The sequence below is a fragment of the Escherichia sp. WS338 genome, from assembly GCF_046486405.1.
GTDB lineage: Bacteria > Pseudomonadota > Gammaproteobacteria > Enterobacterales > Enterobacteriaceae > Escherichia > Escherichia coli.
The window spans coordinates 1-11,858 of sequence record NZ_JBJQLL010000009.1 but is presented as its reverse complement, the minus strand read 5'-3'; the positions used below and the strand labels follow the sequence as shown (position 1 = coordinate 11,858).

Here is an 11,858-nt window from a genome sequence, read left to right as displayed (position 1 = left end):
CTCTTAACGTATTCTCAGTTCCTTTCAACGTTTTGGTTATTTTTTATTCTTCGTACAATGGCGACAGATGCTGATTATGATACCGAAAACGGGTTTGAACGTGCGAAGCCCGAACGTAGTGTTCGGAGTTCTATGTGCTTTACCGCATTTTGGAGACTATTATTTACACTAAATCTGATTTGATATATTGATACTTAAAACATTTGATGCTTCCTTTGTCACTTTTTTGATGGAAGTTGTTTGCATTTCTTTAAGGCGAAACAAATAATTACGCATCAATTTTAATGTCGGTTAGAGGGAAACTTATGAAGCACTCTGTTTCAGTCACGTGTTGTGCGCTGTTGGTCAGCAGCATTTCTCTTTCGTATGCTGCTGAAGTTCCGAGCGGCACAGTACTGGCAGAGAAGCAGGAGCTGGTGCGCCACATTAAAGATGAGCCTGCGTCGCTGGATCCCGCTAAAGCCGTGGGCCTGCCAGAGATTCAGGTCATTCGCGATCTGTTTGAAGGACTGGTGAATCAGAACGAGAAAGGGGAGATTGTCCCCGGCGTTGCGACTCAGTGGAAAAGTAATGACAACCGTATCTGGACTTTTACCCTGCGCGATAACGCAAAATGGGCGGATGGCACACCGGTAACGGCGCAAGATTTTGTCTACAGCTGGCAACGTCTGGTGGACCCAAAAACATTGTCGCCATTTGCATGGTTTGCCGCGCTGGCGGGAATCAACAACGCACAGGCGATTATTGATGGTAAAGCCGCGCCTGACCAGCTTGGCGTCACCGCAGTTGATGCCCAAACTTTGAAAATCCAGCTTGATAAACCGTTGCCGTGGTTTGTGAATTTAACCGCTAACTTTGCCTTCTTCCCGGTGCAAAAAGCCAACGTAGAAAGCAGTAAAGAGTGGACGAAACCCGGAAATCTGATCGGTAATGGCGCTTATGTTCTTAAAGAGCGCGTAGTCAATGAAAAACTGGTCGTGGTACCGAATACCCATTATTGGGATAACGCCAAAACGGTGCTGCAAAAAGTGACCTTCCTGCCAATTAATCAGGAATCCGCAGCCACTAAGCGTTATCTCGCGGGGGATATTGATATCACCGAATCCTTCCCGAAAAATATGTATCAGAAGCTGTTGAAGGATATTCCGGGGCAGGTTTATACGCCGCCACAGCTCGGGACCTATTATTATGCGTTTAACACGCAAAAAGGGCCGACGGCCGATCAGCGTGTTCGCCTGGCATTAAGTATGACGATAGATCGCCGCCTGATGACCGAAAAAGTGTTGGGAACGGGCGAAAAGCCAGCGTGGCATTTTACACCAGATGTTACTGCAGGATTTACGCCGGAACCTTCGCCGTTTGAACAAATGAGTCAGGAAGAACTGAATGCGCAGGCAAAAACTTTGTTGAGCGCAGCTGGTTATGGTCCGCAAAAACCGCTGAAGCTGACGCTTTTGTATAACACTTCAGAAAACCATCAAAAAATTGCGATTGCTGTAGCATCAATGTGGAAAAAGAACCTTGGCTTAGATGTTAAATTGCAAAATCAGGAATGGAAAACCTATATCGATAGCCGTAACACCGGCAATTTTGATGTTATCCGAGCCTCGTGGGTAGGGGATTATAATGAACCCTCCACTTTCCTGACATTATTAACGTCAACGCATTCAGGAAATATTTCACGCTTTAACAATCCGGCATACGACAAAGTACTGGCCCAGGCATCAACGGAAAATACCGTTAAAGCGCGTAATGCCGATTACAATGCGGCAGAAAAAATCCTCATGGAGCAAGCACCGATTGCACCAATTTATCAATATACCAATGGACGATTAATCAAGCCGTGGCTGAAAGGTTATCCCATTAATAACCCGGAAGATGTGGCGTACAGTCGGACTATGTATATTGTGAAGCATTGATGTGATGGGAACTGGCGTTACCCTTGTGGATAACGCCAGTGATGTCTGATTTAGCGACCCTGGTCCGGCGGTGTAATGTTATCCATATACAGCGTCTGGCTGGGGAAGGCAAAGTCCGCGCCGTGTGACTGTACAATATCGATAATCTTCAAATAAACGTCTTGCTGTGCAGCAAGCCATTCAGCCCATACCGTGGTTTTGGTAAAGCAATAAACCATAATATTCAATGAAGAGTCAGCAAACTGGTTGAAATAAACCAGTAAGGTTTGTCGCTGGTCGATGGCCGGGTGATTTTTCAGCATCTCACGTACGGCTTCGACAATAACGCCCACTTTTGCCGCATCCTCATAACGTAAACCAATGGTCGTGGTAATGCGCCGGTTGGTCATTCGTCCTGGGTTTTCTACGCTGATTGACGAAAACAGCGAGTTCGGTACGTACAACGGACGATTATCAAAGGTCGTAATTTTGGTAATTCGCCAGCCAATTTCCGCTACTGTACCTTCGATATTTCTGTCCGGTGAACGGATCCAGTCGCCAATACTAAAAGGACGGTCGAAATAGAGCATAATCCCGGAAAAGAAGTTACTCAGAATATCTTTACCGGCCATACCGACAGCCAGACCACCAATACCACCAAAGGTCAACAAGCCAGAAAGGCTCATGCCGAAATGTTCGCCATAAAGCAGAACAAGCACCACAATAATGGTGATTTTGATGATACGCGACATAATCCGCGCACTGGTGATATCGCGACCTTTTTTAATCTGCTGTTTTTCAAACTGATTAATCAGCAGAAATAGCTTAATCGTCAGAATAGCCGCAATCAGGGACGTACAGATAAAATCGATAACGCCTGGGGTGATAAATTTGAGTTTATAGTTTTCTATAACATAATTAATGATGCTACCAACAGCACTGATAATTATGGTGTAGATTAAAAATTGCACCGCATGGAATAAAAAACCTTTTCTTTTACGATTTCCGCGGCGAAACCAAAAGCTCATCAGAATCAATGCTGCGCAGCTACCGAAAATAATGACCAGATTTAGCGCATTATTTGTAAACAGTTCAGCGATCATTGTTTTATCAGGCTCCTCCAGATAATTGTCGTCATGCCGGAAACCCCTGGCGGGGCTATTTTACCGCGACAATTCATTCAGATCATCAATAGTCAGGGAAGGAAGTAGCAACATTAGCTAACTAATCAATGCGTTGATTGTAAATCCAGCTAAGAGGTGAGGTTTTCAGAGCAGACAACGGTGAAATGTCATGGTATTGTTACGTTTAGGTAACAAGAAATTTGTCTGCACAAGGATTACATCATGATTATGGCGAAACTGAAGTCAGCGAAAGGGAAGAAATTTCTCTTTGGTTTGTTGGCGGTTTTCATTATTGCGGCGTCGGTTGTGACTCGCGCGACCATCGGCGGCGTTATAGAACAGTACAATATTCCGCTGTCTGAGTGGACGACATCAATGTATGTGATTCAGTCATCGATGATTTTTGTTTATAGCCTGGTCTTTACTGTGTTGCTGGCAATCCCGTTGGGAATTTATTTTCTTGGCGGCGAAGAGCAGTAAGTAAAAAATAGGCCCGATAACTCGGGCCTTGTCAGTTATTGAAGAGTCGTTAATCGTCTTCTTCGTCATCCAGTTCAACGGGTGTCTGATACTGGTCAGGTTTAATGACCAGCAGGTCGCAGCGAAGATGATCAATCACCTGTTCCGCCGTGTTGCCGAGGAATGCCGCTGAAATACCGGTGCGTCCGACCGTGCCCAGAACCACAATCCCCGCCTGTAAATGCTCCGCCAAATCAGGAATCACCTCTTCTGGCAGACCTTTTTCTACGTGCGTCATGTTTTCATTAATGCCGAATTTCTGCCGCAGGGCTTTCATTGCCAGCAAATGTTGCCCACGAATGGCATCGTTATAAACGCTCGGATCAAATTCCGGCAGTTCAATCGCGATATTAATTGGCGTTACCGGATAAGCGCCAACCAGATGAACTTCGGTATGGTTGACTTGTTCCGCCAGTTCGATCGTCTCTTTGACCAGTTTTTCATTGAGCGCATTATGATACGGCTCTTCACTGGCGAGATTCACCGCCACCAGCGCCTTACCCCCTTCCGGCCACGGCTGGTCTTTCACCATCCACACCGGGCTTGGGCATTTGCGTAACAGATGCCAGTCCGTTGGCGTAAAAATCACCGCTTCCAGACGGTCATGTTGGTGCGCCATTTTTAGCACCAAATCGTGCCCGCCGCTGATCACTTCCTGAATGATGGCTTCGAAAGGACGGTTATGCCAGACCACTTTAATTTCAATGGGAACGCCAGCATTGAGATAATATTTTGCCTGCTCGTGGATCCAGGCTGTACGCTGGCTGATGACGCCCTGACGCATAGCGGTACGTTCGTCCGGAGAGAGCAGGGTGGTCATTTCGTATGAGAAGTCATAGATCGGCAAAAAGGCTTTAATTTTGCCACCAATCCGTTGATGTAAATAAACAGCTCGCCGCAATGCTGGTTGGTCGTCCTGGTTAGGATCGATAACAACGAGCATGTTCTGATACATAGCCATACAGGGTCTCCTTACAACAACTGTCAACGCAGTTTGTAATTAAAAGATTAACCCATATCTGGTGAATGAAACAGTGATGAACCTTCTGCCAGATCAATAAATCAGAAAAATTTAATGATATGACAGAAGGATAGTGAGTTATGCGGAAAAATCAGGCAACGTTACGCGTATGACCAGCAAGCTGGGCCAGCGCATCGTTATTTTCGATGGTGATGTATTTACCTTTGACTGCCAGCATACCGCTTTTCTGGAAGCGACCCAGCAGACGGCTGATGGTTTCTACCGTCAGGCCCAGATAGTTACCAATATCGCCACGAGTCATCGTCAGGCGGAATTCACGAGGGGAGAAGCCGCGTTGGGCAAAACGACGGGACAGGTTGTAGATGAATGCAGCCAGACGTTCCTCGGCATTTTTCTTCGACAACAGCAGGATCATGTCCTGATCGCCTTTGATTTCACCGCTCATCAGACGCATCATCTGCTGACGCAGATTCGGCATTTTACCGGACAAATCGTCCAGCGTTTCGAACGGGATTTCACATACCATCGAGGTTTCCAGCGCCTGCGCGAAGCTCGGGTGATGGCCGCTGCCGATGGCGTCAAATCCCACCAGGTCGCCTGCTAAATGGAAACCAGTGATTTGCTCGTCGCCTTGCTCAGTGATGGTATAACTTTTAATCGTACCGGAGCGGATGGCATAAAGCGATTTAAGTTCATCACCAGCCTTAAACAGCGTCTGGCCTTTCTGAATAGGCTTCTTCCGCTCAATGATATTATCAAGCTGATCAAGCTCATGTTCGTTGAGTGTGAACGGGATGCAAAGCTGGCTGATGCTGCAATCCTGGCAATGGATAGCACAACCGCCAGACTGAATGCGCCGTATAATTCGCTTTTCCGGGATCATAGGTCTGCTCAAGCCGTAATTGATATTTGTCAATTTTAACATCTTTTTAGGGAGCAAGTAAGTCTAAGCAAACCTTAACAGCAGAGAATTCCGATATTAGATGTAAATATATGTCTATCTATTTGAAAACCCTTAAGTTGTTAAGGGTAACTTTATATAAAAGTGTGAACAAGCTGGCACAAATTGTTTAATGTTTACAGCAAAAGATAACCTTCGTGGCGCAATAACCACTCTTTTCGCTGAACTCCGCCTGCATATCCGGTCATGGTGCCGTTTCGGCCAATAACCCGATGGCAAGGTACGACGATGCTGATGGGATTCGATCCATTTGCCGCACCTACGGCACGCGCTGCGCCAGGGCGGCCTAATTGTTCAGCCAGTTGGCCATAATGCATTACCTGCCCGCAGGGGATGGTGCGCAGTGTTTTCCAGACTTCGCGCTGAAATGGCGTCCCCCCCGTGGCAGTGGGAAGCGTATCAATAATGCTAAGATTACCGGCAAAATATTCACGAAGCTTGTCGCTTAAACCACCTGGGTTGGCGGCAGAAATGCGCTCATAGCCTTCTTTGCGATAATGGATGTCCAGCAGCTGCACCATGCGTTCGCTGTACTCTTCCCATTCAACCGCCCGCAGGCGAAATTGCTCATCGCAAATCACCCATAGTGGACCCAGTGGCGTGGCAATTTTTTCTTCAAGTAATCTCAGCATCCGTTCTCTCTTAAGACAAACGTGGGTAAATCCCCGGACCTATCGGCAGACCAACAAGATACCACGCCAGCAACATCAGCAGCCATACCACCAAAAAGATAAGCGGATAGGGCAAGACTAACGAATAGTAAGTACCCAGTTTCGCGTCTGGTTTGTCGCAGTCTGATAGCATAAAGCGATTTTTTGATTTTTCTGCCTGAAGAAATGAGGGCAAGCCATCACATGGATCGAGGGTGGGATAATTCCAGTCAGCGAAATTTTACCGTAGGCTATCTGTTATTTGATTCTGTGGCGTGATAGCCGCCAGACACCACTGATCTCGTCACTCATTCCCCAATCCCGGCGAGAATGTGGTTATTTACAGAGCTAAAAAATGAATAAAAAAATAGAGCCTGTCGACATCCGCCAGACTCTACAGTACACACAGCAGTGCATCCTCGTCTTAAATCCGGCCTGGGGTCCTGGTGACCGGTGACAGTGTTATAACGGTTTTACCCATCCGTTGCCAATTTTCTTCAGTGACAGATTTCACGAAAATATAAGTTAAATCATTTGCCTTGTGATTGCATAATCATGCATCGTTAATCGACGAGTAAATTTACCGGGCGAGTAGCCCGTTCGACGCTTAAACATATTGCCGAACGATTCAGCTGAGGCATAGCCCAGACGATGGGCAATTTTGGTCAACGAATATCCATCATCAAGAAGCGTCACTGCAGAAATAACGTGCATTTGCTGAACCCAGTGGCGAAATGTTAATCCCGTCTCTTTAACAAATAAGCGCATGAGTGTACGGCTACTGACGTTAATTTTATCCGCTAGATTATCCAGTGTTGGCAGATACCCTTGGTTGTTTAGCAAATTCTCACAAAGCTGCTGTAGCCGCTCATCATTTGGCCAAGGGAGTTCAAGTGACATTTTCACCCCCATTTTTATTTCCTGAAGTATCAGTGTCTCGAGGGCTGAAAAACGTAACTGTTGTTTATCTGTGGTACTTTGCGACGGTGGAAGTTGGTTAATTGCAATTAGTAATTCTCTTAACAGGGGTGAAATACCCGTCATGAAGCAAACTTTTCCCAGCGTTTCACTTTCCGCTTCTGAAACCAGTACGGTTTTTAAAAGTACGTTGCCTGTCGCAACAAACTTATGCGGCATTTGTGGGGGCAGCCAAAGCGCGCTGCTGGCATGCACTAGCCAGACGCTTTCTCCAGCCCATACACGAACGACTCCTTCAGCCGGGTAAAGCAACTGGGCATAGAGATGTTTATGCCAGGGAACTGTGCCTCCATTCAGATGTTCCGAATCCAGTCCGATAATGTGATGCCCTGGTGATGCTTTGGGTTGCAGTGTGATTGTCATTTACAGTAGGTATTTTGTCAGAAATCATCAAATAAGCCATGTTAAATTTTAAATATGGCGAATGCAAGTTTCCGGATATATACGGTGTAAAGAGTGATGATAATTTCTAAAAAACAGCTTATTGGGGTAGTAGCGATCGGTATTATTTTGGCTGGCGTTGTCTTTTTTATCTGGTGGGTAAGCAAAGGAAGATTTATACAGACGACGGATGATGCTTACATTGGTGGTAATATTACCACGGTGGCAAGTAAAGTTTCTGGTTATATTTCTGCTATAGAGGTGCGTGATAATCAGAGCGTAAAAAAAGGCGATATTATCCTGCGTCTCGATGATCGGGATTATCGTGCAAATGTCGCCAGGCTTGAGGCAAAAATAAAAAGTAGAAAAGCCAATCTCGAAAGCATTCAAGCCACTATTACGATGCAGCAGTCGATAATTCAAAGTGCCAGTGAAACATGGCAGGCAGTAAAACATGAGGAGCAAAAGCGCCTGCGAGATACTGAACGTTATGAAAAACTCGTACAATCAGCGGCAATATCGCAGCAAATTATTGATAACGCCAGGTTTGACTACCAGCAGGTCGCAGCAAAGGAGCGCAAAGCCGCGAACGATTTCCTGGTGGAGAAGCAACGGCTGGCAGTTTTATCTGCTCAGGAAGAAAACGTACGTGCGAGTATCGAAGAAGTTCAGGCCGCTTTGACTCAGGCACTACTGGATCTGGAATATACCCTTGTTCGTGCGCCGATTGATGGCATTGTCGCAAACCGCAGCGCCCATACAGGCAGTTGGGTGGAAGGCGGCACATCGTTAGTTTCACTTGTACCAGTCAGTGAGTTGTGGGTTGATGCAAATTATAAAGAAAACCAAATAGCGGGAATGAAGCCAGGAATGAAGGCTGAGATCCGTGCTGATATTCTCAAAGGGGAAGTGTTTCACGGTCACATTGAAAGCCTTTCCCCAGCGACAGGAGCCAGTTTCAGCTTGATTCCGATAGAAAATGCCACTGGCAATTTCACCAAAATTGTTCAGCGTGTCCCGGTACGGATTGCATTTGACGACGCAAAGGAATTAAAGCAACTTCTTCGCCCGGGACTGTCCGTCACCGTCAGTGTCGATGAGAGATGATGTCTATGCGTAAACATATTGCTTTCGCCAGTATGTGTATGGGATTATTTATTGCTCAGCTTGATATTCAAATTGTATCGTCATCCCTAAATGAAATAGGTGGTGGTCTGTCCGCAGGTAAAGACGAAATGGCCTGGCTTCAGACCAGCTATTTAATTGCTGAGATTATTGTTATTCCGCTCTCTGGGTGGCTGTCACGGGTATTTTCCACTCGTTGGCTTTTTACTCTATCCGCGGGAATATTTACTTTAATGAGTATCGCGTGTGGACTTGCATGGAATATTCAGATCATGATTTTGTTTCGTGCTTTACAGGGAGCGGCTGGCGCATCCATGATCCCTTTAGTTTTCACGACGGCGTTTATTTATTACCAGGGTAAAGAGTTGGGGTTGGCTGCTGCGGTAGTCAGTGCGCTGGCCTCACTGTCACCGACGCTAGGGCCAACTCTGGGGGGCTGGATCACTGATAACCTCGACTGGCGATGGCTATTTTATATCAATATATTACCTGGCATATATTTAGTTTTGAGTATTCCTTTTCTGGTTAATTTTGATAAACCTGATCTCTCTTTACTGAAAGTTGCTGATTATCCGAGTATTATCCTGTTGGCCATGACACTGGGATGTCTGGAATATACCCTTGAAGAAGGAGCGCGCTGGGGATGGCTGGATGATAATACTATTTTGCTGACATCAGTTCTGGCATTGGTGAGTTTTATTTTATTTGCTGCGCGTACACTTACAATATCCAATCCGATAATGGATCTTCATGCTTTTAAGGATGAAAATTTCACGCTGGGATGTTTTTTTTCTTTTTCTGGAGGGGTTGGGATATTCTCTACTGTATATTTAATACCTGTGTTTTTGGGGCAGGTTCGCGGATTAAATGCCGAAGAGATAGGTTTTGCCGTTTGCACAACAGGTATTTTCCAGTTATTTTCTGTTCCCTTTTACTTCTGGTTAAGTAAAAAAATAAATCTGCGATGGCTGTTGATGGCGGGGCTGGGTGGATTTGTGTTTTCAATGTATCTTTTTACCCCTATAACCCACGAATGGGGATGGCAGGAGTTACTGTTTCCACAGGCAATTAGAGGGATTTCGCAGCAGTTTGCGATGGCCCCCATCGTAACATTAACGCTGGGGGGAATTCCAAAGGAACGGCTGAAGTTAGCCTCTGGTGTATTTAATTTAACACGTAATCTTGGGGGCGCGATTGGTATTGCCCTGTGTGGCTCTATTCTCAATAATCGAACTAATTTTCATTTTTCGAGAATGGGTGAAAAAATGGTTTCTGTTCCCCATACGGTGAATGACTTCATTTCCAGAAGTGCTTTGTTTTTTAATCGCAGTGGAAGTGACCAGACATCGGAAATACTGGCTTCAACCAAATTATTGAGTCAGTTGATGCTGAGGGAGGCGCAAACTATGGCATTTTCGGATACCTTTCTGCTAATCAGTGGTCTGTTATTTATCGCATTTTTGTTGGTTCCTGCTATGAATAAATCATCCTGATCGGAGCCTGTGCTGAATTAAACTCGGGCTAAACTGTTCGATACTGCTAACAGGCTAGTATAAAATGCCCCGCCTGCGCAGATACTCACAGGTATGAAGTAGAGTATTGTTTCAATCTGTGAAGGGAACGATGCAGTAAGTATGAACAATTAACCCGTCTGAATCACGACGTGTGAAGGTGCATAGGAGGTTACATGAACCTTGACGACAAATCGCTGTTTCTTGACGCCATGGAAGATGTCCAGCCGCTGAAACGTGCTACAGATGTCCACTGGCATCCAACGCGTAACCAACGTGCGCCGCAGCGTATCGACACGCTGCAACTTGATAATTTCCTCACCACCGGATTTCTCGACATCATCCCGCTAAGTCAGCCGCTGGAGTTTCGGCGGGAAGGGTTGCAACATGGGGTGCTGGATAAGCTGCGCAGTGGTAAATATCCGCAACAGGCGAGCCTGAATCTTTTGCGCCAGCCGGTGGAAGAGTGCCGCAAAATGATGTTCAGTTTCATTCAACAAGCCATGGCGGATGGTTTGCGTAACGTGCTGATTATTCATGGTAAAGGGCGGGATGATAAATCGCATGCCAATATTGTCCGCAGCTATGTGGCGCGCTGGCTGACCGAATTTGATGATGTTCAGGCATATTGCACCGCGCTACCGCATCATGGCGGCAGCGGGGCGTGTTACGTCGCACTACGTAAAACGGCGCAGGCGAAGCAAGAAAACTGGGAGCGCCACGCTAAGCGCAGCCGTTGATCTCGAGACGCATCCGCGGCTTATGCCGCCAGCACGCGGTTGCGTCCATCATTTTTCGCCCGATACAAAGCATCATCAACGCGTTTAAACAGTTCATCGATGCTTTCATTTCCTTCGTGATGCGCCACACCAATGCTGACGGTAAAGCGTGGTAAGCCCGAAATACTCACTTTTGCCACGCTTACGCGGATAGTTTCAGCCAGCGAAAGCGCGGTATCCAGTGGGGTTCTTGGTAGCAATAAGACAAACTCTTCGCCTCCCCAACGAAACACCAAATCGCCTTTGCGAGCGCAACTTTCGAGGGTGCGGGCGAGGGCGCATAACACCTCATCACCTTTAGAATGCCCATAGAGATCGTTAATGTGTTTAAAACGATCGGTGTCGATGAGCAATAAGCTGTAATCCTGAGCGATGGCGAGGTGCTGCATTTGGCCTGGCTCGGTAATGTGATAAAACTGTCGCCGATTCAGTAATCCGGTCATCGCGTCATGGTGGGCAGCATGTTCCAGCTGCTCCTCCAGCCGTTTTTGCTCAGTAATATCATGCACAATACATAACATGAGCTTGTCGCCATAAATTTCAATCGGACCGGCATAGGTCTGCACATGACGAGTCGAACCATCCGCCAGTTTATGAACAAAATTCAAAGGCTTATGGCCACCGGGTAAATGCGAAATTTCATGCATGATAGGCATGACGCGTCGCCCGAGCATATTTATTTCCCAAGTATGTTTCTGGCACATCGTTTCATGGTTATAGCCATAGAAATTGAGCGCGGCGAGGTTAGCATCGACGATTTGGCCATCTCGTGAGGGGTCAATCAACAACATTGGTGCAGAGTTAGTCAGAAAAAAGCGCGCATAAAAACCTTGTTTTTTGGGTGATGCTGCCAACTTACTGATTTAGTGTATGATGGTGTTTTTGAGGTGCTCCAGTGGCTTCTGTTTCTATCAGCTGTCCCTCCTGTTCAGCTACTGACGGGGTGGTGC

At 46.4% G+C, this 11,858-nt stretch carries 10 protein-coding genes and 4 pseudogenes; 7 read left to right on the top strand and 7 right to left on the bottom strand.

The features are described 5' to 3' along the window. Nucleotides 1-305 precede the first annotated feature (305 nt). Complete coding sequence (mppA, locus tag ACJHWT_RS10275) at nucleotides 306-1,919, top strand: murein tripeptide ABC transporter substrate-binding protein MppA (RefSeq protein ID WP_000682999.1); 1,614 nt, start codon at nucleotides 306-308, stop codon at nucleotides 1,917-1,919. A gap of 50 nt (nucleotides 1,920-1,969) precedes the next feature. Here the strand turns inward: mppA and ynaI are convergent, their stop codons facing one another. Next, on the bottom strand, nucleotides 1,970-3,001 hold the full coding sequence (ynaI, locus tag ACJHWT_RS10270; protein ID WP_000559883.1) for a low conductance mechanosensitive channel YnaI: 1,032 nt from the start codon (nucleotides 2,999-3,001) through the stop codon (nucleotides 1,970-1,972). A 243-nt stretch (nucleotides 3,002-3,244) separates the two neighbouring features. Here ynaI and ACJHWT_RS10265 point away from each other — a divergent pair, with 243 nt between their 5' ends. After that, entirely contained in the window at nucleotides 3,245-3,502 is a 258-nt protein-coding gene (locus tag ACJHWT_RS10265; RefSeq protein WP_000605090.1) for a DUF2534 family protein, read from the top strand. 49 nt (nucleotides 3,503-3,551) lie between these two features. Here ACJHWT_RS10265 and uspE read toward each other — a convergent pair whose 3' ends face one another. The 4 genes and pseudogenes from uspE to ACJHWT_RS10245 all read right to left on the bottom strand — a co-directional run. Beyond that, on the bottom strand, nucleotides 3,552-4,502 hold the full coding sequence (uspE, locus tag ACJHWT_RS10260) for a universal stress protein UspE (RefSeq protein WP_001262123.1): 951 nt from the start codon (nucleotides 4,500-4,502) through the stop codon (nucleotides 3,552-3,554). A gap of 151 nt (nucleotides 4,503-4,653) precedes the next feature. Further along, nucleotides 4,654-5,406 carry a fumarate/nitrate reduction transcriptional regulator Fnr gene (fnr, locus tag ACJHWT_RS10255; RefSeq protein WP_000611911.1) on the bottom strand — a complete coding sequence of 251 codons (753 nt, stop codon included), beginning with the start codon at nucleotides 5,404-5,406 and terminating at the stop codon, nucleotides 4,654-4,656. A gap of 194 nt (nucleotides 5,407-5,600) precedes the next feature. Continuing rightward, nucleotides 5,601-6,116 (bottom strand): methylated-DNA--[protein]-cysteine S-methyltransferase, encoded by a 516-nt coding sequence (ogt, locus tag ACJHWT_RS10250; protein ID WP_000945000.1) that lies wholly within the window; start codon nucleotides 6,114-6,116, stop codon nucleotides 5,601-5,603. A 10-nt stretch (nucleotides 6,117-6,126) separates the two neighbouring features. Next, nucleotides 6,127-6,270 (bottom strand): annotated as a pseudogene (locus ACJHWT_RS10245) (AbgT family transporter); the annotation flags it as partial. A gap of 20 nt (nucleotides 6,271-6,290) precedes the next feature. On the opposite strand from ACJHWT_RS10245, the pseudogene ACJHWT_RS10240 reads away from it, so the two are divergent. Next, nucleotides 6,291-6,486, top strand: a pseudogene (locus tag ACJHWT_RS10240) (LysR family transcriptional regulator); the annotation flags it as partial. 173 nt (nucleotides 6,487-6,659) lie between these two features. Here the strand turns inward: ACJHWT_RS10240 and ACJHWT_RS10235 are convergent. Next, nucleotides 6,660-7,475, bottom strand: a complete 816-nt coding sequence (locus tag ACJHWT_RS10235) for an AraC family transcriptional regulator (RefSeq protein WP_000156573.1) — start codon at nucleotides 7,473-7,475, stop codon at nucleotides 6,660-6,662. 96 nt (nucleotides 7,476-7,571) lie between these two features. On the opposite strand from ACJHWT_RS10235, the gene ACJHWT_RS10230 reads away from it, so the two are divergent. The 3 genes and pseudogenes from ACJHWT_RS10230 (at nucleotide 7,572) to smrA (ending at nucleotide 10,869) form a co-directional block, all read left to right on the top strand. Continuing rightward, complete coding sequence (locus tag ACJHWT_RS10230; RefSeq protein WP_000587186.1) at nucleotides 7,572-8,600, top strand: HlyD family secretion protein; 1,029 nt, start codon at nucleotides 7,572-7,574, stop codon at nucleotides 8,598-8,600. Further along, a pseudogene (locus ACJHWT_RS10225) lies at nucleotides 8,597-10,052 on the top strand (DHA2 family efflux MFS transporter permease subunit). The gene ACJHWT_RS10230 and the pseudogene ACJHWT_RS10225 overlap by 4 nt, the downstream one beginning before the upstream one ends. 253 nt (nucleotides 10,053-10,305) lie before the next feature. Continuing rightward, nucleotides 10,306-10,869, top strand: a complete 564-nt coding sequence (smrA, locus tag ACJHWT_RS10220) for a DNA endonuclease SmrA (RefSeq protein WP_001046821.1) — start codon at nucleotides 10,306-10,308, stop codon at nucleotides 10,867-10,869. Nucleotides 10,870-10,889: 20 nt separating this feature from the next. Here the strand turns inward: smrA and dgcM are convergent. After that, nucleotides 10,890-11,747, bottom strand: a pseudogene (gene dgcM / locus ACJHWT_RS10215) (diguanylate cyclase DgcM); the annotation flags it as partial. Nucleotides 11,748-11,803: 56 nt separating this feature from the next. Between dgcM and ACJHWT_RS10210 the strand changes: the two are divergent. Then, a partial coding sequence (locus tag ACJHWT_RS10210) for an IS1 family transposase (RefSeq protein WP_129692851.1) occupies nucleotides 11,804-11,858 on the top strand: 55 nt, incomplete at its 3' end.